The following is a 21,079-nucleotide window of genomic DNA, read 5'->3' as shown; positions in this document are numbered from 1 at the left end:
CCTTGTTACCCGGCAGCGGTCACATAACCCGCCAGCGGCCGCGGTGGACGGGCGCCGGGCGAGGATTGTCGGTGCGGGGTGTGAGGATTCGGGTATGGACGAGCGGTGGGCGATTGCGCCGGAGGAGGGTGGCGGGGCTGTGCTCGTCGCCTTGCATCCGGACGGGCAGCCTGCTGGTCCGGTGCTGCACGAGCCTTCGCTGGCCGGCGCGGTCGGTTCGCGTCCGCAGGTGTCTCGGTGGGTGTGGCGATCTTCGGCCGAGATTTATCCACGGTTGCTGGCCGGCGGCGTACGGGTGGAGCGCTGCTACGACATCGAGAACAGCGAAGGGTTGTTGCTGGGGCACGCGGGCCGGTTGGGCGAGCCCCGTTCCGCGGCCGCGGCTTGGGGGCGGCTGAGTGGTGGGCCGGTCCCACCGGATCCGCCGCTGCGAGCCGTCGTACCAGGTGAGCAGTCGTCCTTGTTCGAGATCCAGGAGGAGCCGGTTGCCTTCGAGGCGCTCCTCCGGGTGTACGCCGATCAGCTCCGGCGGCATGGGGAGGCGGAGTACCCGGACCGGATGCGGTTGCTCACGGCATCGGAATCGTCGGGGATGCTGGTGGCCGCGGAGATGGACCGGGCGGGGTTGCCATGGAGCTCGGACGTTCACCGGGCAGTGCTGGCCGAGCTGCTCGGGGATCGGTTCGGCGGGACGGGTGAGCCGCGGCGGCTGACCGAACTCGCGGACGAGGTGTCGGCGGCGTTCGGGCGCCGGGTGCGGCCGGATCTGCCGGCGGATGTGCTGAAGGCGTTCAAACAGGCCGGGTACGAGCTGAAGTCGACGCGCCGATGGGAGCTGGAGACGATCGACCATCCGGCGGTGGTGCCGCTGGTCGAGTACAAGAAGCTCTATCGGATCTACACGGCGAACGGGTGGTCGTGGCTGCAGGACTGGGTGCACGACGGTCGCTTCCGGCCCGGGTTCGTGCCTGGCGGGACAGTCTCCGGGCGCTGGATCACCAATGGCGGTGGTGGTCTGCAGATCCCCAAGGTGATCCGTCGCGCGGTCGTCGCCGACCCCGGCTGGAGCCTCGTGGTCGCGGACGCATCCCAGCTCGAGCCGCGCATCCTGGCCGCGATCTCCCGCGACCCGGCGCTGATGGAGGTCTCGAGCGATCCCGGTGATCTGTACAAGGCCGTCTCGGACCAGGCGTTCTCCGGTGACCGCGGGAAGGCGAAGCTCGCCGTACTCGGCGCGATCTACGGCCAGACGTCCGGCGACGGCCTGAAGAACCTGGCCATGCTGCGCAGACGCTTCCCGCTGGCAGTCGCGTACGTCGACGACGCCGCGCGCGCCGGCGAGGAGGGCCGCCTCGTCCGCACCTGGCTCGGCCGCACCTGCCCACCGGCCGGCGCCCCGCTCGACGACGCGATGCTCGAAGGTCCTCCCGCCGACGAGCCCCAGACCGACGCCCGCCACGCACGAGCCCGCGGCCGCTTCACCCGCAACTTCGTCGTTCAGGGATCCGCCGCCGACTGGGCCCTCCTGATGCTCGCCGCCCTCCGCCAATCCTTGGCGGACCTCAAAGCCGAACTCGTCTTCTTCCAGCACGACGAGGTCATCGTCCACTGCCCCACCGAAGAGGCCCCCACCGTCGCCGAAGCCATCCAAGCCGCCAGCAACCTGGCCGGCACCCTCACCTTCGGCCCCACCCCCACGAACTTCGCCTTCACCACCGCAACCGTCAAAACCTACGCCGACGCCAAGTAGAGCTCAGCCGTCACGGCGCTCGAGAATCAGGCCCACGGCCGACTCAATCTCCTGACCAGCCGTCAAGTGCAGGTGCGCTCCGCTCGGCGCATCCTCTTGCGCCAGGGTCAGCAACTGCCGTGCCAACGAGACCAGTCCGGCCCGATTCGCCACCACCCGAACCTCGGCTCGTCAACGTCCACGCCGATCTCGAATCCGTCCTCCCACTCGACATGCAGACCGCGCTGTACGTCGTACTCAGGAACGCTGATCACCACGTCCATCCGCATCACCACCCCATTCACCAACGAAGAAGTACTCGACCTGACGCTGCGCATGCTTGTCCGACAACCCAACTCCTTCGGTCAGGGACAGCAGGTTGTGGACGGACCGCACGAACGCATGCAGACTCCACCGCAGCAACCGGTCGGCCCCGTCGATCACCACCGCGACCGGCGGCTCCTCGCGTGCCGTCAGAAGGTCCCACAACCGATCATTGAAGGCAGCCCAACTCCCCGCACCGAGCGGCGAGAACCCCAGCCGCGCGCTCAACTCAACCAGCAGGCCCTCCTCCAAGTCGCCACCCTCAGGCGCCTCCGCCCGCACGACCCAGAACCCGAGCTCCCCCAATCTCCGCAGAGTCGCATCCAGATCACCGGTCTCGAGCAGGTACGGCGCCGTCGTCAACCAACCCATGCGCGCCTCAACATCAACCCACGTCGCCCACTCCCCCGGCCTACCAACAGCCACACGTATCTCCTCCGACCACAGGCACGATCAGCAGATTCACCCGAGTTCCAGGCGCGCGCAGACTGCAACGTACCGAAGAACGAGTAGTACTCGCCCACGACCAGGGTCTGGCCGACAGCGCAGCGCGACCGACTAGTCCGGCCGGTGGACCACTACCCGTCCATCGGTACAGCCGGCGCACGAGCGGAACCTCCAAAGCAATCGCCCTCGCGCGGGCCGCCGTCCTCCGCCATCGACCCTCCTCAGAGCCCGTGCCTGCGGTGCACCTTAGCTGTCGGCAGCGAGGTGATCTGGCAGGCCGTACAGGCTGAAGTTGGTGGTTTCGTAGGCGGTTATTTCGGCGACCAGGCCTTGCTCTACGCGGAAGATGTCCAGGCCGAAGGGGGTGTAGGTAGGGGCGCCTCGGGGCTTCAGGTAGGCGGCGAGGGTGGGTTGGCGGTTGACGGTGGTGGGGAGGAAGCGCCAGTGGCCGCGGTAGGCCGGGTCGAGGTTGGGGGCGAGGGAGCGGCGGGCGGCGGCCAGGCCCTCGAACCAGAAGGGGTACGGCGGCATGGTGATGCGGACGTCCTCGTGCATCAGCGCGACCAGGGCGTCGGGATCGCCGGCTTCCCAGGCGGCGACGTACTTGCGGAGGAGGGCTTGTTCGTCGGCGGATGAAGGGGTGGCGGACCACTCGGAGCGGTGTGGGGGCAGGTGGTCGCGGAGGACCGGGCGGGCGCGTTGGAGGGCTGAGTTGACGGCCGCGACGGTCAGGTCGGTCGCGTCGGCGGTATCCCGAGAGGGCCAGCCGAGGACGTCGCGGAAGATGAGTACGGCGCGTTGCCGCGGTGGCAGCTGCTGGATCGCCACCAAGAACGCCAGCTCGATCGTCTCCCGGCGTACCACCTGGGCGTCCGGCTCCTCGGCGCGATCGAGCAGTACGTCGGGGAACGGCTGCAGCCACGGCAGATCCTCGCGAGGCGGCAATGCGGTAGCTGGGAACGACGCCGGTTCGAGCTGATGCGGGAGGACCCGCTGCGGACGCCGTACGTCGTCGATGCAAGCGTTGGTCGCGATCCGGTAGAGCCAGGCGCGCAGCGAGGAGCGACCCTCGAAGTCGTCGCGCCGGCGCCACGCCCGCAGGAACGTCTCCTGGACCATGTCCTCGGCCTCGTCGTACGAGCCGAGCATCCGGTAGCAGTGCACCCGCAGCTCATGCCGGTACTTCTCGACGTCGAAGTCGATGCTCACCTGCCGTCCTCCAGCTCGATCGTGCTCGGCATCGGCGCGTGCCCGGCCAGCCGGAACCAGCTCACCAGCCGCCGCCGGCGCAGATCACGCGTCGACACCACGATGTCGTTGTGGAAGCGGCGTGCCAACTGGACCCGCCGCATCGCCAGGTTCAGCTCAGCGGTCCACGGCTCCACATCGGTGCCGGTGGCATGGATCGCGCGGGTCAGTGCCGACTCCCGCTGCTCGCGCTCCTCCGGCGACGCGGTCCGGGCGCGATGCGCCGCGTCGAGCAGCAACAGGGACGACGCGGGGTCGAGGATCCCACTGCCGCCCAGCTCACCGACCAGCCCGGAACGCCGGGCGAGCTCCGTCTCCAGTGACGCCCGGGCGAGATCGACCCGGTGGTGCAGGCGATCCAGCCGCCCGGCCGTCCAGCTCGCGTACGCGCCGAAGAGCAGCAGTACCACGCAGATCGCGAGCAGCGCCCAGGACACCTTCACGAACCTATTCGATCACCCTTACGGAGCGCTGACGGTCGAGGCGAATCCGGTAATCACCGCTCCGGCCGCCACTAGCGTCAGGACCATGGCTGATATCGGTGTGATCGGCGGTTCCGGCTTCTACTCGTTCCTGACCGACGCGAAACCTGTCGAGGTCGACACCCCGTTCGGCGCGCCCAGCGAGCCGCCGGTCGTGGGTGACCTCGACGGTCGCGAGGTGGCGTTCATCCCCCGGCACGGCGCGGACCACCGCTTCCCGCCGCATCGCGTCAACTATCGCGCCAACCTGTGGGCGCTGCGGTCGCTCGGCGTCCGCCAGGTCCTCGGGCCGTGCGCGGTCGGCTCGCTGAAACCCGAGCTCACGCCCGGGACCTTCGTCGTCCCAGATCAGTACGTCGACCGCACCTGGGGACGCGCGCACACGGTGTACGACGAGACGCCGGTGGTCCACACGTCGGCCGCTGACCCGTACTGCCCGGTCGGCCGGGCCACGGTGATTGCTACCGGCAACGTCGTACCGGACGGCACGATGGTGGTGATCAACGGGCCGCGGTTCTCCACGCGTGCGGAGTCTCGGTGGCACGCCGCACAAGGGTGGTCGGTCGTCGGAATGACCGGCGTACCCGAGGCGTCCATCGCACGGGAACTCGCGCTCTGCTACACCTCGATCGCGGTCGTCACCGACCACGATGCGGGTGTGGAGACCGGCACCGGCGTCACGCAGGCCGAGGTCCTCCAGGCATTCGAGCACAGCATCGGGCGACTCAGGGGTCTCGTCACCGACGTCATCGGTCAGCTGCCGAAGCCGGATGCGGACTGCAGCTGCCGGCATGTGCTCGACGGTACGGCGGCGGAGGACCTCTGGTGAGGATTCTGCTGACCGGCGGCGCGGGCTTCATCGGCCGGCACGTCCAGACCCAGCTCGTTGCCGAGGGCCACGAGGTCGTCGTTCTCGATTCCTTCCGCCCCGACGTCCACGCACACAAGCCCGCGCCGCGACCCGGGCTGATCGTGGGCGACGTCCGCGACGCCGACATCGTCCGCGGAGCGCTTCACGGCATCGACACCGTCGTCCACTTGGCGGCGAAGGTCGGTCTTGGTGTCGACCTCGACGACCTGGACGACTACGTCTCCAGCAACAGCCTCGGTACGGCGGTCCTCCTCCGCGGACTCGCACGCGCGAAGATCCGGCGGCTGGTCTACGCGAGCTCGATGGTCGTGTACGGCGAGGGCCGCTACGACTGCGACGTACACGGCCAGGTCGCACCCGGTCCGCGCCGGACCGAGGATCTCGACGCCGGGCGGTTCGAGCCGCCCTGCCCGCGGTGCGGCGCCCAACTCCGGCCCGGTCTCGTCGAGGAGGACGCCGTACTCGATCCGCGGAACGCGTATGCGGCCAGCAAGCTCAACGGGGAACACCTAGCAGCCTCGTGGGCGCGCGAGACAGACGGCCGAGTGAGCGCTCTCCGGTTTCACAACGTCTACGGCCCCGGCATGCCGCGGAACACGCCGTACGCCGGGGTCGCGGCGATCTTCCGGTCCGCGCTGGAGCGGGGCGAGGCACCCACGGTCTTCGAGGACGGCCGGCAACGCCGTGACTTCATCCACGTCCACGACATCGCCACCGCCGTCAGCGCCGCCGCAGGAGCGCTCTCCGGGCCATTCACCGCCTACAACGTCGGCAGCGGCACCATCCACACGATCGGCGACGTAGCCGCCGAACTCGCCCGCGCCTACAACGGCCCGGCCCCAGTCACCACCGGCCACTACCGCCTCGGGGACGTCCGCCACATCACCGCCTCCTCAGACCGCCTCCGCCACAACCTCGGCTGGAAACCGACCTACGACCTGGCCACCGGCCTCGAGGACCTCCTCGGATCCCCTGGAGCAACCGGAGGACGTCGGGGTTGAGGGCTTCAGTTGCTGGCGGAGACCGGGGGAAGGTCTATCTGGAAGGCGCAGCCGCCCGCGACGTTGGCTACGCCGATGGTGCCGTCGTGGGATTCGACGACGCCGCGGGCGATGGCGAGGCCCAGGCCGCCGCCGCTCGAGTTGGTTGCGTTGGCGGGGGTGCGTTGTTCGTCGCCGCGCCAACCGACGTCGAAGACTCGCTCCAGGTCATCGGCTGGAATACCGCCACACGCATCCGTCACGGCGAGACGTACGCGGCCGTCGGGCTCGCGGTCCACCGTCAGCATGACCGTGCCGCCGGGTTCTGTGTGACGGATCGCGTTGCCGACGAGGTTCGTCACAGCGCGGGTCAGCTCATCAGGATCCCCTTGAACGGCGAGCCGATCGTCACCACCCGGCGTCGAGACCGCCAGCCGCACCCCGGACGCTCGCGCGTGCTCACCGTTCTCCCCCACCACATCCTCGGCCAGCTCGCGCAGACTGACCGCGGACCGCCGCCGCGGCACCGGCGCCGCGGACAACCGCGACAGCTCGAACAGGTCGTCCACGAGCCCGGTCATCCGATCGACCGTCGACCGCATCTGCCGCAGCGCTCCCGGTACGTCGTCGACCACGCCGTCCTCGAGTCCCTCCGAGACGGCCCGCAAACCGGCGAGCGGCGTACGAAGATCGTGCGACATGAACGCGACCAGCTCCCGCCGGCTGGACTCGAGTGCACGCTCGCGTTCGTGGGACGCGGCGAGCTTGCGTCGCGTCATCTCCAGCTCTTCTGTCAGCGCCGCCAACTCCGCCGGGACCGCGCCGCCGACCACCTCCGACGGCTCGTACGACGTACCCAGGTGGCGCAGCCGCCGACCGACCTCGCGCGATCCGGTGCTGATCCATTGGCCGAGGAGCACCGACATCCCCAGCCCGAGCAGGGCCGCGAATGCCAGCGTCCACAGCACCACCCACGAGTCGTGCTCGGAGATGAACATCGCCCGCACGCTCTGCAGCACCGCCGCGAGCGCGGCCGCCATCGGCGCAAGCGCCACCACGATCATCGTGATGCGCAGTGAGCGGCGCCGGAACTGCCACAGGATCGCGCCGCCGATCGCCGCGACCACCAGCGTCCACAGCGTGGTGAGCGCGAGGATCGTGACCATGTCTCGATTCATTCGGTATCCCCGACGAACCGATAGCCCGTCCGCGGCACGGTCACCACCAGCCGCGGATCGGACGGATCCGCCTCGATCTTCTCCCGCAGCCGGCGTACGTGGACCGTGACCGTCGAGGAGTCGCCGAAGTCCCAGCCCCACACGCGCCGGAGCAGTTCGGCCTTCGTGAACGCCTTGCCGGCGTGCGACACCAGGAACGCCAGCAGGTCGAACTCGCGATGCGTCAGCGACAGCTCGTTGCCGTCCAGAGACGCCAGCCGGGCAGCGGTATCGATCGTCACGGGTCCTGAGCTCAGCTTCGTCGGGGTCAGATCGAGGCCGGCCAGGCGTTCCTCGCGGCGCAGCATCGCCTGCACCCGCAGCGTGAGCTCGCGCGGGCTGAACGGCTTGACCACGTAGTCGTCCGCGCCGACCTCGAGTCCGACCAGGCGGTCCTCCTCCTCGCCCCGGGCGGACAGCATGATCACCGCGGCCCCGTCGTCCGCCGCGCGCATCCGGCGCAGCACCTCCAGCCCGGACAGTCCGGGCAGCATCACGTCCAGGACAACGACCGACGGCTTCCACTGCTGCCAGACCTCGACAGCCGCGGCACCGTCGGCCACCATCCGGGCGTCGTACCCGGCCTTGGTCAGGTACGCCGAGACGACATTGGACACGGTCGGGTCGTCATCGACCACGAGTACACGAGTAGCCACGATCAGAGCCTAGTTCTTCCGGGCAGGGGCCGGGCCGCGGGCTCCCTGGGTGACAGCGGCCGTAAGCGAGCCGTAGTCAGGTCCGGCACCCCGCGGCAGGCGATTGTCCCTACGGTCGAAGAGTGTCAGTCGATCTCATCCTGCCGTGCCTGAACGAGGCGGCCGCGCTGCCCTGGGTGCTCGAACGGCTGCCCGTGGGCGTCCGGGCCGTTGTCGTCGACAACGGTTCCACCGACGGGTCGCCAGAGATCGCCACGCGCTTCGGCGCGTCGGTGGTCCGGTGCGAGATCCGCGGGTACGGCGCTGCGTGTCATGCCGGTCTGGAAGCGGCCGAGGCCGAGGTGGTGGCGTTCATGGACGCGGACGCATCACTCGATCCGCGGCAGCTGGGCCGGGTGACGGCGCCTGTCCTTGCGGGCACGGCCGATCTGATGGTGGGACGCCGTAGGCCGCTCTCGCGGCGTTCCTGGCCGTGGCATCTGCGGCTGGCCAACGCCGAGCTGTCCCGTCGGATCCGACGCCGTACCGGCGTTGCGTTGCACGATCTCGGACCGATGCGGGCCGCGCGCCGGTCGGCGTTGCTGGACCTGGACCTCCGCGACCGGCGATCGGGTTATCCGCTGGAGACCGTGGTCCGCGCCGCCGAAGCCGGCTGGCGGATCGGCGAGGTCGACGTGGACTACCTGCCTCGATCCGGACGCTCCAAGGTCACCGGTACGCCGCTCGGTGCTGCCCGGGCCGTGCTCGACATGTCGAAGGTGCTGGCCAGATGAACTGCAGGACTCTGATCGTCATCGCGAAGGAGCCGGTGGCGGGCCGGGTCAAGACGCGGCTGCAGACCGAGTTCACCGCGCACGAAGCCGCCGCGCTGGCGCGGGCGTCGCTGGTGGACACGCTGAACACTGTCCGGTCGGCGCGCGCGTCCCGCCGCGTCCTTGCGCTCGACGGCGATCCGGGGCCGTGGCTCCCGGACGGGTTCGAGGTGATCGGGCAGCGCGGCGACGGGCTGGACGAGCGGTTGGCCGCGGCCTTCGAGGACGCCTTCGACGGTACGCCGATGCTGCTTGTCGGGATGGACACGCCGCAACTCACGGCCGGCCTGCTGAGCGTCCCATGGTCCGGGTACGACGCGATGCTCGGGCTGACCGAGGACGGCGGCTACTGGTGTCTCGGGTTGCGCGAGCCGGATGCTCGCGCGCTGATCGGCGTACCGATGTCGACGGATCACACTGGGCGGGATCAGCTGCGGCGGCTGCAGGATCTCGGGCTGCGGGTGTTGTTGCTGCCGACGTTGCGAGACATGGACACGCCTCGGGACGCGTCAGTGATCGCGGCGGCGTATCCGTCGTTGCGGGTGTCGCGGTTGTACCAGCGGTTGCAGCACGCGGCGCATCCAGGGCTGCTGTTCGAGCAGGCGTTGGTCGGTACGACGAGAGTGGTCGCCACTGGCATCGACGGGCGGACTGTGCCGTCGTTGTCGGAGCTGGATCGGTGGAGGTCTCCTGCTGACGAGGTGGATCGGCTGGCGTTGAGCCGGTGCGAGGGGCCGGTCCTGGACGTCGGGTGCGGGCCTGGCCGGATTGTGACAGCGCTGGCGGAACGCGGCATCCCCGCTCTTGGGGTCGATATCTCGCCGCGGGCGGTGTCGCTCACCACCTCGCGTGGCGCGGCTGCGCTCCGGCGACCCGTCCAGGACCGGCTTCCGGGTGAGGGGCGCTGGGGCAGCGTGCTGTTGATGGACGGCAACATCGGCATCGGCGGGGACCCGGCCGATCTGCTGCGGCGCTGTGCCGAACTGGTCCGACCCGACGGGCTGGTCCTGGTCGAGGTCGATCCCGACGACGATCTGGACGAGACGGCGCCGATCGTCCTGCGGAGCTCCACCGGGCGGCGGTCGACTCCGTTGCCGTGGGCAAGGGTAGGGACTCGTGCCCTGCTCCGGCACGCGCACGCCGTCCACCTCCACCCCACCGAAGACTGGCGCGCCGGCCACCGTGCCTTCCTGACCCTCCGCCCCACCGCCTGATGCCTGAACGGGTGAGGTCGCGGATGGCACCGGGCGTTGGTGGAACGGTCTCGAGAAGCAGTGGGGTGATTGCTGGAGGCGTGGCGGTGGGGGTTGCCAGCGGTGTGGTTGTGGCGGCTGCGAAGCAGTGGTGGCCGAACTTGGTGTTGGTGGTGGGGAGCTTGGTGGTTGCGGGGGTGGTGTGGCGGTTTGGGGGGCGGCTGGGCGTGGTCGCGGTTGTGGTGGTTGCTGGGGTTTGTCAGGTTCCGGGCGTGGTGCATGCACCGATCACCAGCACGGATGCCTACCGGTACGTGTGGGACGGGCGGGTGCAGTTGTCGGGGAGTTCGCCGTACTCGCATGTGCCGTTGGATGACGCGTTGGCGCAACTGAGGGATCCGGTGCTGTTTCCAGGGCTGTCACGCACAGAGAGATCGGGAGTGACCGGTCCCCCGCGCCTCCCGAAGGATCCGGCGGCACTCGCCGCCCTATCCACCGACGACCCCAGAACGAGGATCAACCGCCCTCGGGTGCCGACCATCTACCCGCCCGTCGCGCAGGCGTACTTCACCGTGGTCGCCTTCCTCACCCCGTGGTCCGCGGGCACCCTCGGCCTGCAGATCGCTGCCGCGTTGCTCGCGATCGCGCTCACCTGGCTACTCGCGGTAAGCGATCCTCGCTGGGCCGCGTTGTGGGGTTGGTCACCGATCGTCGCCCTCGAAGCCGGCAACGCCGCGCACCTCGACGTCCTCGCCGCACTCCTGATCACGGCAGCTGTGATGACCGCCGCCCGCCGCCCGAAACTCGCCGGCTTGATCCTCGGCGCGGCCGCAAGCGTCAAACTCCTGCCGCTGCTCCTCCTCCCCGCCTTCCGCCGACGCTCCGGCCTCGTTGCCATCAGCACCTTCCTCGCCTCCTACCTCCCGCACCTGATTGCCGCAGGCACCTTGGTCCTCGGATTCCTGCCCGGCTACCTCACCCAGGAAGGGTTCTCCGACGGCAGCTCCCGATCCGCGATTCTCGCGCTCCTGCTGCCTCCTGAGGCCCGGCAACTCGTCGCGGCCGCCGTCGCGATCGGCCTCGCCGCCCTGGCCTTCCAGCGGGCCCGCCACGAACCGATCGCGATCACCTGCTGCTGGCTGTACGGCGCCGCGCTGCTCGTCGCCACCCCTACGTACCCGTGGTACGGCCTCCCCCTGATCGCCCTCGCGGCCCTCGCCCACCGCCCCGAATGGCTCGCCGTACCGCTGGCGTCGTACCTGGCCTACGCGAGCTTCGGGCACGAGACCCGGCAGGGCCTGATCCACCTCACCGCGGCTGTAGTCGTCCTCACCGGACTCACGCTGCGTCACAGGTCCGTTACACCAAAGCGGTTTGACGTGATCGCGACCACCAACCAACACTGATCGGCGTGACGAAACGCATCGCCCTCGCAACCTCGGCGGACCACGCTGAGCTGCACGCGCACGACCTCCCGCTCGTCGACGCCCTCCGTGCCGCCGGCCTCGACCCGGTCGCCGAGGTCTGGACCGACCCGTCGGTCGACTGGTCCGCCTACGACGGGGTCCTGCTCCGCTCGGTGTGGGACTACCACCTGCGGTACGACGAGTTCACCGAATGGCTCGCGCTCGTCGACAAGGGCGGCGTACCGGTCTTCAACGACAGTGGTCTGGTCCGCTGGAACGGCGACAAGCGCTACCTGCTGGAACTGCGCGAGCGCGGCGTCGCGATCGTGCCGTCGCAGATCGCGGCCGGCGCGTGCCTGCGCGAGGTCGTCGCCGGGCTCGACGGCCAGGAGATCGTGATCAAGCCGACCGTGAGCGCGACCGCCCGCCTCACCGTCCGCGGCGTGGCCGGCTCGCCTGAACTCGCCCAGGCGATCGACGAACTCCCCGACATCGTGTACCTGGTCCAGCCGTTCCTGCCCGAGATCCAGACCGACGGCGAGTGGTCGCTGATGTTCATCGACGGCGAGTTCACTCACGCCGTCGTGAAGCGCCCGGCGGCCGGCGACTACCGGGTCCAGGAAGAGTACGGCGGCCACGCGACGGTCACCGAGCCGTCGCCGGACATCCTCGAGAACGCACAGAGAGCACTCGCCACGGCCGGTCCCCGCCCCGCCTACGCCCGCGTCGACGGCGTCGTCGTCAACGGCCGCTTCCTCCTGATGGAGCTCGAGCTGATCGAGCCCTACCTGTACCTCCCCCAGTCCCCCGAAGCAACCCACAAACTCGCCACCACCGTCGCCGCCCGCTTGTAGAAATCCGAGGCGGATAAGGTCGGGACCATGCCGACGCTCGACGACATCCGCCTGGCCGCGCAGCAGTTGCGGGGCCGCATTCACCGCACGCCGATGGTCACCTCGACCGCGCTGAACGAGCGCTTCGGCGCAGATCTGGTGCTGAAGGCCGAACTGTTCCAGAAGACGGGCAGCTTCAAGGTCCGCGGACTGCTCACCAAGCTGCTGCGGCTGAGCCCCGAGGAGCGCGAGCGCGGCGTCATCACGGTCTCGGCCGGTAACGCGGCCGGCGCGCTCGCCTGGGCCGCCCGGGACGCCGGCGTACCGGCCACCGTGGTGATGGCGACCACCGCCGTACAGGCCAAGATCGACGCGGCCCGTGGGTACGGTGCCACGGTCGAGCTCGTCGAGGGTGACCTGATGGGTCAGTACGAGCGGATCCGGGACGAGCGGAAGCTCACCGGCGTCCACCCGTTCGACGACGAGGACGTGATCACCGGCCATGGAAGCCTCGGCCTCGAGCTCCTCGAGGACCGCCCGGACCTCGATACGGTCCTGGTCCCCGTGGGAGGCGGCGGCCTGATCTCGGGTGTCGCGCTGGCGGTCAAGCTGGTCAAGCCGGAGATCCGCGTGATCGGCATCGAGCCCGAGCAGGCGGACGTGGTCAGCCGCAGCCTCGCGGCCGGCGAACCTCAGAAGCTCCCCACCGCACGCTCGATCGCCGACGGCCTCGCGGCGCCGGTCTGCGGCACGCGCAACTTCCCGCTGATCCAGCAGTACGTCGACGAGGTCGTCCGCGTCAGCGAGGACGCGCTGCTCGAGGCGACGCGGCTCGTCATGTCGCGGACCAAGCTCGCACTGGAGCCTGCGGCCGCGGCACCGTTCGCCGCAATGATCGAGGGCAGCATCCAACCGGCCGGCGTCACCGCCAGCGTGATCAGCGGCGGCAACCTCGATGTATCGAAGCTGATGCTCTAAGCGGTGGCCAGCTGACGTGGTGCGGCGTCGGACTTGACGCCGTCGCTGGGATCGTCGACCAGATCACCTTGCCGGACCGGATCGTTGTCCGGCAGCAGGATGTCGCGCGCCACCATGAGCATCAGCCACAGCGTCCCAGCCATCCGCAGGATCACGGCGAACCAGTAGATCCGGTCCGGTACGTCGGGATTGCCCGGCGCCAGGAACTGGGCCAGATGCATCCACACCAGCATCCAGTAGAAGCACTCGCACGCCTGCCAGATCAGCCAGTCCCGCAACCGCGGCCGCGCCAGCGCGACCAGCGGCAGCAGCCAGAGCACATACTGCGGTGAGTAGACCTTGTTGACCAACAGGAACGCCGCCACGACAAGGAACGCGAGCTGTGCGAAGCGGGGCGGCCGTGGCGCCATCAGGCCGAGGATCGCGATCGACAGGCACAACCCGGCGAAGATCACGATGTTCAGCTGGTTGACGTCGGCGACCTCGTGCTTGGCCAGCTTCAGCACATACCAGATCGATCCGTAGTCGCTCTCGCGCTGATCGTTGAACGTCCAGAACGACATCCACTCGTTCTTGGCAAGCAGGTAGATCGGCGCGTTCACCAGTGCCCAGGACACGCCCGTCGCGATCACCGCCTGGAACCACGGCCACATCTTGCGGCCGCGGATACACACGATCAGCAGCGGCCCGAGCAGCAGGAACGGGTAGAACTTCGCCGCCGTCCCCAGCCCGAGCAGCACGCCGAACCAGATCGGTTTGCCGCGCGACCAGGCGAACATCGCCCCGGCCGTGAGCACGACCGCGAACAGGTCCCAGTTGATCGTCGACGTCAGCGCCAGCACCGGCGCGGCGGCGACGTACAGGGCGTTCATCGGCTGGCCGCGGGCCGCACCGGGGCGCGACTCGACGCCACGCGCGGTGGCGACGGTCAGCCCGACCAGGATCAGGGCGCAGAGGAACAGCATCACGGTGTTCACGACGAAGAACACGCCCGCGGTGGCGCGCTTCTGCTCGGCCGTGTGGTCGTTCTTCGGGTCACCGGTGATCACCCAGGTGATCCGCGCCGCGACCTCCATGAAGCCGCCGGTGAGCACCGGGTACTCGAGGACCGGGTAGTTGCCCGTGTCGAGGAACGGGCGATTGCCTTCGGCGAACCCGCGCTCCTGGTACAGGAAGCCGATGTCGGAGTAGCACAGCGCCTTGAACGGCCGCCAGCTCTGCCGGTCCCAGCCGGCCTCCATGCAGGGAGCCTTCTGCAGTACGCCGAGCGCGAAGGTGACCGTGCACACCGCGAGCGCGATCCGCAGCGGCGTCCACCAGGACGAGCTGAGCCGGGCGAACCGCCCCGACGGCCCACCGAGCCCCACGGTCAGACCCGCAACGGCAGGGTCGGCCTCCGACGGGGTCAGCCGGTCCTGCGGGTCCTGGCTACGTGGTCCGGTCACGGTGGGCATCATCTCCTATCGCTCACCCAAACGACCAGGGAAGGTTACCCACCCACGACCATCCGGGACCGCACCCGGTCCCCCGCGCGCCGTCAGGCCGTGGTGTGGGTCACCAGCAGCGTTGCGGTCCGGTCCGGATCTTCCCACCAGAACAGATGACCCGCGTCGTCGAACAATTCAACCTTCGCCGCAGGGATCAGGCCGGACAGCCGTTGGGCGTTCTCCACCGGGATCTCGGCGTCCGCTGTGCCGTGCAGGATCAGGACCGGTACGGCGATCGCACCGAGCCGCTGCGTGGTGTCGTGGGCCTTGGCGGCCTGCCACTGCATCAGCACGACCGGCACGGGGACCTTCACAGCGAGCGCTCGCCGGCGGTAGATCTCCTGCGCGTCCGGCACCGCCGCGGCGTATCGCGGAGACAGGTTCGCCTCGAAGCTGATCCTCAGCCCGCGCTCCACGTCCCGGCTGGCGATCGCGTCCACCATGTCCCGCGAGGTCTCGGCGATGACCCCGCTCGCTCCCCCTGCCCAGGTGCAGCCCAACGCGACCGACCGGACCGTGTCCGGATGGCGAAGTACGAGCTCCTGGGCGACCATCCCGCCGAGTGAGATACCGAAGACGTGCGCGGATGTCCAGCCCGCCGACGCGATCACGGCGGCCGCATCGTCAGCCAGGTCGGCGACGGTGAACGGCTCGTCCGCCCGGTCGCCGCGTCCGACGCCGCGATGGTCGTACGCGACGATGTCGAACCGGTCTTCCAAGCGGCTGAGCAGTTCGTCGCCCCACATGGCGTGTTGGCCCGCCATCCCCTGGATCAGCAGCAACGGCTCGCCACGCCCGCGCCGTACGTAGTCCAGCCGACGTCCACCGACCCCCGTCAGAAAGTCCATCGGCGTCAGTCGGCGATGAACTTTCGCAGGATCTCGGTGCCCTGCTCGCCCGTCGGCAGCCACTCACTGTCGGGGACGGAGTCGAGCATCGCCTCGTCGGTGACGAAGACCGTGCCGTTGTAGGCCTTCACGCGCTCCCGCGTCGCCGGCCGATCGGGCCGGCTGTAGACGACTACGCCGTGCTTGATGCGCGCCGCCGCGAGCAGCGGGAGGTCCGTGGTGATGTCGGAGCTGCCGAGCACGGACTTCCAGTCCTCCATCACGACGTGCGTGATGCCGTCGAGGTCGGCCGGAGTCAGCCGGCGCCCGACCACCTCGGCCTCGTCGATCTCCCGCACCCAGGCGCTCGGCGCGCCGTCGGCATCCACCGGTCCGATGACCAGCCGCGGCTTGACCGTCTCGACGCCGTCCACCGGCCCGAGGAGTTCGTCGTACAGCGCGCGGAGGTTGTCGGCCTGCGCCTCCCATGACATCTCGTGCCGCAGCTCCGGGGAGGCGGCACGCTCGCGGTACGGCTTGGGGTCGGCCAGGACCTTCGACACCTTGGCAGCGAGGTCGGTCGGGTTCTCCGCCTCGAACACCTCGCCGATCCCGGTCTTGCCGACGAACTCTTCCAGCGTCGGCATGTTGCTGGTGACGACCGGCAGCCCCGCGAAGGTGTACTCGAAGACCTTGTTCGGCAGGGCCATCTCGTGCGACGGGTAGCGCAGGATCGGGATCAGCCCGAGGTCCGCGGTGCGCAGGAAGCTGGTCACATCGTTCGGCGCGACCGGGTTCAGGTAGTGCACCCGGTCCACCACGCCGACCTTCGCCGCGAGCGCACGCAGTTCGTCGACCGGCTTCATCTCGGTCGTCGGCACGCAGACCACGGCCAGGTGCACGCCCGGCAGCTGAGGCAGCGACGAGATCGCGGTCTCGACGCCGCGCGCACGGGTGATGCCACCGCTGTAGACGATCAGCGGTACGTCGTCGGCCAGCCCGATCGCGCTCCGGATGTCAGGTGCATCGTGATCCAGCTCGACCAGCTGCGGGCTGTTGATCACCACGCTCGGCTCGCGGTCCAGCTTGTACCGCGTGTGCAGCGTCCGCGCGATCGCCGGACTCACAGTGACAACGCGGTCGACGGTGCGGATGTAGTCACGCTCGTGCTGCGCCCACGCCGCCACCAACCGCGGCGTACGCGGCGGGTACGTCGACAGGCCGGGGACGTACTCGTGAGCGTCGTACACGACCTTCACGGTCCGGCCACGCAGCGCGGCCCGCCCGGCGGCACGAGAGGCCACACCGATGACGTGCATGTCGTGGGCGTGCAGTACGTCGGGCATCAGCCGGTCCAGCACGGAGGCGAAGATCGTCTCGTAGTCGTCGGCCTCCGGGATCACCTTGCGCCAGTTGATCGGCCGCCTCTGCTGGGTCATCCAGAGGTCCCACCGCCGCCAGAACCGGGTCGCCTTGCGGGCCTCGAGCTGGGCCGCGCGGTTCAGCAGGCCGGCGCCCTTCCCGGAGAACGACAGCTGCCGGCGCTGGAGCGCCCGGCGGACCGTCCCGGCCTTGAAGGCCAGCGGACCGACCGCCCCGGCCTTGCGCTGGGCGACGGCGCGGCCAGACTCCGCCTTCAGGTCGGCCAACCGGGCCGTCACGAGCGCCTTCCGGACCGGCGCCGGCTTGCTGACCATGAGCAGGCGGCGAGCGCGGCGAACCCGGCGGCGCCGGTTCCGGTCGTCACGCAGCAGGAACTTCCCGGGCAGCCGGATCATCACCACGCCGGCGTCGATCGTGTCGATCTTCAGCTCACCGGACGCCGAGACACCCAGCAGCGTCACCCGCCGCCCGGCCTGCCCGAGAGCGACGGCTTCCTTCAGGACTCGGGTGTCGTTGGCGATGTCGTTCGCGACGATCATGACGACATGGGGGCCGGCCACGTACTCTCCTTCATGAGACTTCGGCACTGTGGAAACGTGCCGAACGCACAGGAGCGTTGCACGGTTTCACGGACAGCCTAGGGATCGTACCGGAGGCCCAGGGGCTTGCTGTCATTCCGTGACGGCCCGACTATCCTCCGGCGGCTCGAGGTCCGCGAGCCACGTCGTGAGCAGTTCTTCCAGCTGATCCGCCTGCGCCGGACTGAGAGAGCCGAGCAGCCGCCGCTCGTTGGTCATGTGGGCGGCGAACGCCTTGTCGATCAGCCTCCGGCCCGCAGGAGTCAGCCGTACGACGCGACCGCGGCCATCGGCATCGCTGCGTCGGCGATGGACCAGACCGGCCTCCTCCAGGCGATCGACCCGCTTCGTGACTGCGCCCGTCGTCACCATCGTGTGGAGCGCTATCTCTCCCGGCGCCCGCTCGTACGGCGTTCCCGCACGCCGCAGCGCCGCGAGGACATCGAACTCTCCCTCGGTCAGGCCGTACTTCGCATAGAGCAGTGTCAGCTCGCCGGTCAGATGATTCGCGATCCGGTGCAGCCGGCCGATCACGCCCTGCGGCGCGACATCGAGATCCGGCCGGGCTGCCCGCCACTCCGCCTGGATCCTGGCCACGTGGTCTTCAGGGTGGTCTTCGGTCACACCGCAGACTATATCTTCCTGGGAAGATATAGTGTCTTCCGTGGAAACTACTTTCCGATGGGTGCTGATCACCGCGATCGCGCCCGTGGCGTGGGGCACGAACTACTTCGTCACCCATGAGTACCTGCCGGCCGGATCCCCCTTGTACGGCGCGGTGTTCCGCGCTCTGCCCGCCGGATTGCTGCTGCTCTGCCTGGCACGCCGCCTCCCCCGCGGCATCTGGTGGTGGCGGTCGCTGCTGCTCGGCGTCTGCAACATGGGAGCGTTCTTCGCGCTGATCTACCTCGCGTCACAACTGCTGCCGGTCAGCCTTGCGTCCACGATCATGTCCGCGTCGCCGCTCGCGATGACGCTCTTCGCCTGGGCCCTGCTCTCCGAGCGACCAACGCTACCGGTGCTCGTCGGCGCCGCGGCCGGCCTTACGGGCGTCTGCCTGATGCTCGGCGCGGGTACGACGGCGGTCGACGTACGGGGTGTTGTCGCCTCGCTGGCAGCGATGACGATGTCGTCCTGCGGGTACGTGCTGGCCAAGAAATGGGGACGCGCCGACGGGCCGCTGGCGACGACCTCGTGGCAACTCATCGCGGGCGGTCTGGTGCTGATTCCGTTCGCCGTCGTCTTCGAGGGCGCTCCGCCTGCGCTGGACCTCGCGGCGGTCGGCGGGTTCGCGTACGTCGGGCTGATCGCGACAGCCGTTGCGTTCACGGCGTGGTTCACCGGCTTGCGCCATCTGAGTGCCGCGACGGTCGGGCTGATCGGGCTGCTCAATCCGGTGACGGGCGTACTGCTCGGGCTGACGTTGTCGGGTGAGGCGCTGACGCTGCGCCAGGTGGCGGGGCTGGCGCTGGTTCTGGCGGGGATCACGCTGAGTCGTCCACGACGCGGATCGCGGGTTGAAGTGCGGACGGAGGAACCTTCTAAGGTTTATCGATGAACCTCCTGCGCTGGAGCACGCCCGAGCTGACCCTGACCTTCACGCTCGACGACGGTCCGGTCCGGCTGATCGCCGTCCAAGCCATTGAGGCACCGGCCCACGAGTCCCCGGTGCCTGGGCAGGCGTTGGTGGAGGTCTCGGCGCTCGGGTACGGACGATCCCCGGGGACGAACCGGCACGTCGACACGATCCTCGGCCAGCGGCTGCGGTACGTCGGCCATGACGACGACGGATCCACGTTGCGCATCGTCCAGGAAGACGCCGGTACCGGTCTGCGGATCACCAGTGTGTTCGAGGCGCGCGCCGGCGTACGGGCGTGGTCCGAGGCGTCGCTGACCGGACCGGGTGAGCTCGAACTGACCTTCCTGTCATCGCTGGTCGTCGGTCTGGAGTCGGTCGACGCGGAGCTGCACTCGGCCGCCAACGACTGGATGGCCGAGAACCGATGGTCGGTCCAACCACTCCGATCGGGCCGGGTCCCGAAGATCGTCCGCGATCCGCACTACCCGGTCGCGAAGGGCCGGCACGCGGTGACGAGTACCGGCTCGTGGTCGAGTGGTGAGTCGTTGCCGGTCGGCGTTCTGGTCGACCGCGAGTACGCCCTGGGTTGGCAGATCGAGCACAACGGACCCTGGCACTACGAACTCGGGGAGAACCGCCATGGCGGTTACCTGCTGCTCAGCGGGCCGACCGATCAGGAACACCAGTGGACCGTGCGGCTGACCGCGGACGCGCCGTTCACCACCGTGCCTGTCTCGCTCGTCGTCGGAACCGACTCAGACAGCGCTGTCGGCGCTCTCACCCGGCTGCGGCGTGCGCTGCGGATGCGGCGGCCGGTCGATGACCGGATGCCGGTGATCTTCAACGACTACATGAACACGTTGATGGGCGACCCGACGACGGAGAAACTACTGCCGCTCATCGACGCCGCGGCCGAGGCGGGTGCGGACTACTTCTGCATCGACGCCGGCTGGTACGCCGAGGGCGACTGGTGGAGCACCGTCGGTGCGTGGCAGCCGTCGACCACCCGCTTCCCGAAGGGACTCGGCGAGGTGATCGACCGGATCCACGAGCGTGGCATGGTGCCCGGTCTGTGGCTGGAGCCGGAGGTGATCGGTGTCGACTCCCCGATCGCCGGCAGCCTGCCCGACGACGCGTTCCTCACCCGGGCTGGCGTCCGCGTCGCCGAACACGGTCGCTACCTCCTCGACCTGCGCAGCCCGGTGGCGCGCCAGCACCTCGACGACACCGTCGACCGGTTGGTCAGCGACTTCGGCATCGGCTTCTTCAAGTTCGACAACAACACGATGACCGGCCCAGGCACCGACAAGGGCGGTACGTCGCTCGGCCACGGACTGCTCGAACACAACCGCGCACTGCTCAGCTGGCTCGACGGCATCCAAGCTCGGCACCCTGACCTGCTGATCGAGAACTGCGCGTCCGGCGCGATGCGGATGGACTACGCCATGCTGTCGCGGCTCCACCTGCAGTCGACGTCGGACCAGCAACATCCCTTGCTGTACGTTCCGATCGCGGCCGCCGCGCCGGCCGCCGTACTCCCCGAACAGGCCGGCCACTGGGCGTATCCGATCACCGGGACCACGCGCGAGGAGTTCACCCTCGCCTTGGCCAACGGCATCCTCGGACGGCTGTATCTGTCCGGTCACCTCAACCAGATGACCGAGTCCGAGCGGGAGCTGGTCCGATCCGCGGTCAGCGCGCACCGCGGCGTACTCGAGGACCTGCCGAACCTGCTCCCCCGCTGGCCGCTGGGCCTTCCTGATTGGGATGACGAGTGGATCGCCCTCGGCCTCAGCGACTCGTCCACCACCTATCTGAGTCTCTGGCACCGGTCCCCCGGTCCGTCCGAGGTCACCTTCTCTCTCCCGCACGGCACCGTCACGCCGGTCTTCCCGACAGACCTCGACGGCTGGACCTACAGCTGGTCAGGAGACTCCCTCACCGTCACGACCGCCGTTCCCGAGCCATCCGCCCGCATCATCCGAGTGAGCGCCGCCTGACGTTTCACGACGTGGAAATTCGCGTGAGGGCAGGCGAGGCCGGGTCAGG

The 21,079-nt window shown here is 69.2% G+C and carries 20 protein-coding genes; 10 read left to right on the top strand and 10 right to left on the bottom strand.

Annotated elements, in window-relative coordinates; genetic code table 11:
• Positions 1-94: 94 nt before the first annotated feature.
• Positions 95-1,750: a bifunctional 3'-5' exonuclease/DNA polymerase gene (locus OG817_RS09280; RefSeq protein WP_406053283.1), complete on the top strand. Its 1,656-nt coding sequence runs from the start codon at positions 95-97 to the stop codon at positions 1,748-1,750.
• Between the two features lie 107 nt (positions 1,751-1,857).
• Here OG817_RS09280 and OG817_RS09275 read toward each other — a convergent pair whose 3' ends face one another.
• The 4 genes from OG817_RS09275 to OG817_RS09260 form a co-directional block, all read right to left on the bottom strand.
• Entirely contained in the window at positions 1,858-2,013 is a 156-nt protein-coding gene (locus OG817_RS09275; protein ID WP_406053282.1) for a hypothetical protein, read from the bottom strand.
• Positions 1,988-2,425 (bottom strand): hypothetical protein, encoded by a 438-nt coding sequence (locus OG817_RS09270; protein ID WP_406053281.1) that lies wholly within the window; start codon positions 2,423-2,425, stop codon positions 1,988-1,990. Before OG817_RS09270 ends, OG817_RS09275 begins: the two co-directional genes overlap by 26 nt.
• Before the next feature lie 321 nt (positions 2,426-2,746).
• Positions 2,747-3,709, bottom strand: coding sequence for an RNA polymerase subunit sigma-70 (locus tag OG817_RS09265; RefSeq protein WP_406053280.1), 963 nt, complete (start codon positions 3,707-3,709; stop codon positions 2,747-2,749).
• Positions 3,706-4,191 carry a hypothetical protein gene (locus OG817_RS09260; protein ID WP_406053279.1) on the bottom strand — a complete coding sequence of 162 codons (486 nt, stop codon included), beginning with the start codon at positions 4,189-4,191 and terminating at the stop codon, positions 3,706-3,708. The genes OG817_RS09265 and OG817_RS09260 overlap by 4 nt, the downstream gene beginning before the upstream one ends.
• Before the next feature lie 85 nt (positions 4,192-4,276).
• On the opposite strand from OG817_RS09260, the gene OG817_RS09255 reads away from it, so the two are divergent.
• Together OG817_RS09255 and OG817_RS09250 are read left to right on the top strand one after the other, a co-directional pair.
• Positions 4,277-5,059: an S-methyl-5'-thioadenosine phosphorylase gene (locus OG817_RS09255; RefSeq protein ID WP_396393144.1), complete on the top strand. Its 783-nt coding sequence runs from the start codon at positions 4,277-4,279 to the stop codon at positions 5,057-5,059.
• A complete protein-coding gene (locus tag OG817_RS09250; RefSeq protein WP_406053278.1) occupies positions 5,056-6,102 on the top strand; it encodes an NAD-dependent epimerase/dehydratase family protein in 1,047 nt (348 codons plus the stop codon). Before OG817_RS09255 ends, OG817_RS09250 begins: the two co-directional genes overlap by 4 nt.
• A 5-nt stretch (positions 6,103-6,107) precedes the next feature.
• Here the strand turns inward: OG817_RS09250 and OG817_RS09245 are convergent, their stop codons facing one another.
• Together OG817_RS09245 and OG817_RS09240 are read right to left on the bottom strand one after the other, a co-directional pair.
• Positions 6,108-7,259, bottom strand: coding sequence for a sensor histidine kinase (locus OG817_RS09245; protein ID WP_406053277.1), 1,152 nt, complete (start codon positions 7,257-7,259; stop codon positions 6,108-6,110).
• Entirely contained in the window at positions 7,256-7,954 is a 699-nt protein-coding gene (locus tag OG817_RS09240; RefSeq protein ID WP_396393141.1) for a response regulator transcription factor, read from the bottom strand. The genes OG817_RS09245 and OG817_RS09240 overlap by 4 nt, the downstream gene beginning before the upstream one ends.
• A 122-nt stretch (positions 7,955-8,076) precedes the next feature.
• Here OG817_RS09240 and OG817_RS09235 point away from each other — a divergent pair, with 122 nt between their 5' ends.
• The 5 genes from OG817_RS09235 to OG817_RS09215 all read left to right on the top strand — a co-directional run bounded on the left by OG817_RS09235 (position 8,077) and on the right by OG817_RS09215 (position 13,176).
• Positions 8,077-8,727, top strand: a complete 651-nt coding sequence (locus OG817_RS09235; RefSeq protein ID WP_406053276.1) for a glycosyltransferase family 2 protein — start codon at positions 8,077-8,079, stop codon at positions 8,725-8,727.
• Positions 8,724-9,980: a DUF2064 domain-containing protein gene (locus OG817_RS09230; protein WP_406053275.1), complete on the top strand. Its 1,257-nt coding sequence runs from the start codon at positions 8,724-8,726 to the stop codon at positions 9,978-9,980. Before OG817_RS09235 ends, OG817_RS09230 begins: the two co-directional genes overlap by 4 nt.
• Before the next feature lie 251 nt (positions 9,981-10,231).
• Positions 10,232-11,365, top strand: coding sequence for a glycosyltransferase 87 family protein (locus OG817_RS09225; RefSeq protein WP_406053274.1), 1,134 nt, complete (start codon positions 10,232-10,234; stop codon positions 11,363-11,365).
• Between the two features lie 5 nt (positions 11,366-11,370).
• Positions 11,371-12,219, top strand: a complete 849-nt coding sequence (locus OG817_RS09220) for a RimK family alpha-L-glutamate ligase (RefSeq protein ID WP_406053273.1) — start codon at positions 11,371-11,373, stop codon at positions 12,217-12,219.
• 27 nt (positions 12,220-12,246) lie between these two features.
• A complete protein-coding gene (locus tag OG817_RS09215) occupies positions 12,247-13,176 on the top strand; it encodes a threonine/serine dehydratase (RefSeq protein WP_406053272.1) in 930 nt (309 codons plus the stop codon).
• Here OG817_RS09215 and OG817_RS09210 read toward each other — a convergent pair.
• From OG817_RS09210 to OG817_RS09195, 4 genes are all read right to left on the bottom strand, one after another.
• The gene (locus OG817_RS09210) at positions 13,173-14,630 is read right to left on the bottom strand and encodes a glycosyltransferase family 87 protein (protein WP_406057409.1); all 1,458 of its coding nucleotides are present in this window, start codon (positions 14,628-14,630) and stop codon (positions 13,173-13,175) included. The two genes, OG817_RS09215 and OG817_RS09210, sit on opposite strands and share 4 nt — an antisense overlap.
• An 83-nt stretch (positions 14,631-14,713) precedes the next feature.
• The gene (locus OG817_RS09205) at positions 14,714-15,511 is read right to left on the bottom strand and encodes an alpha/beta fold hydrolase (RefSeq protein WP_406053271.1); all 798 of its coding nucleotides are present in this window, start codon (positions 15,509-15,511) and stop codon (positions 14,714-14,716) included.
• A gap of 5 nt (positions 15,512-15,516) precedes the next feature.
• Complete coding sequence (locus tag OG817_RS09200) at positions 15,517-17,433, bottom strand: glycosyltransferase family 4 protein (protein WP_406053270.1); 1,917 nt, start codon at positions 17,431-17,433, stop codon at positions 15,517-15,519.
• A gap of 111 nt (positions 17,434-17,544) precedes the next feature.
• On the bottom strand, positions 17,545-18,075 hold the full coding sequence (locus OG817_RS09195; protein ID WP_406053269.1) for a MarR family winged helix-turn-helix transcriptional regulator: 531 nt from the start codon (positions 18,073-18,075) through the stop codon (positions 17,545-17,547).
• Between the two features lie 40 nt (positions 18,076-18,115).
• Here OG817_RS09195 and OG817_RS09190 point away from each other — a divergent pair, with 40 nt between their 5' ends.
• Positions 18,116-19,009 carry a DMT family transporter gene (locus OG817_RS09190; protein WP_406053268.1) on the top strand — a complete coding sequence of 298 codons (894 nt, stop codon included), beginning with the start codon at positions 18,116-18,118 and terminating at the stop codon, positions 19,007-19,009.
• The gene (locus OG817_RS09185) at positions 19,006-21,030 is read left to right on the top strand and encodes a glycoside hydrolase family 36 protein (RefSeq protein ID WP_406053267.1); all 2,025 of its coding nucleotides are present in this window, start codon (positions 19,006-19,008) and stop codon (positions 21,028-21,030) included. Before OG817_RS09190 ends, OG817_RS09185 begins: the two co-directional genes overlap by 4 nt.
• Positions 21,031-21,079: the final 49 nt, after the last annotated feature.

The sequence above is a fragment of the Kribbella sp. NBC_00889 genome, from assembly GCF_045207705.1.
Classification (GTDB): Bacteria; Actinomycetota; Actinomycetes; order Propionibacteriales; family Kribbellaceae; genus Kribbella.
This window is presented reverse-complemented; position numbering and strand designations above follow the sequence as displayed.

Excerpts from the sequence above, each read along its gene's own strand:
- OG817_RS09185 (WP_406053267.1), top strand. The coding sequence starts at position 19,006 with ATGAACCTCCTGCGCTGGAGCACGCCCGAGCTGACCCTGACCTTCACG.
- OG817_RS09270 (WP_406053281.1), bottom strand. The coding sequence starts at position 2,425 with ATGGGTTGGTTGACGACGGCGCCGTACCTGCTCGAGACCGGTGATCTG.
- OG817_RS09215 (WP_406053272.1), top strand. The coding sequence starts at position 12,247 with ATGCCGACGCTCGACGACATCCGCCTGGCCGCGCAGCAGTTGCGGGGC.
- OG817_RS09205 (WP_406053271.1), bottom strand. The coding sequence starts at position 15,511 with ATGGACTTTCTGACGGGGGTCGGTGGACGTCGGCTGGACTACGTACGG.
- OG817_RS09280 (WP_406053283.1), top strand. The coding sequence starts at position 95 with ATGGACGAGCGGTGGGCGATTGCGCCGGAGGAGGGTGGCGGGGCTGTG.
- OG817_RS09275 (WP_406053282.1), bottom strand. The coding sequence starts at position 2,013 with ATGGACGTGGTGATCAGCGTTCCTGAGTACGACGTACAGCGCGGTCTG.
- OG817_RS09245 (WP_406053277.1), bottom strand. The coding sequence starts at position 7,259 with ATGAATCGAGACATGGTCACGATCCTCGCGCTCACCACGCTGTGGACG.
- OG817_RS09210 (WP_406057409.1), bottom strand. The coding sequence starts at position 14,630 with ATGCCCACCGTGACCGGACCACGTAGCCAGGACCCGCAGGACCGGCTG.
- OG817_RS09230 (WP_406053275.1), top strand. The coding sequence starts at position 8,724 with ATGAACTGCAGGACTCTGATCGTCATCGCGAAGGAGCCGGTGGCGGGC.
- OG817_RS09255 (WP_396393144.1), top strand. The coding sequence starts at position 4,277 with ATGGCTGATATCGGTGTGATCGGCGGTTCCGGCTTCTACTCGTTCCTG.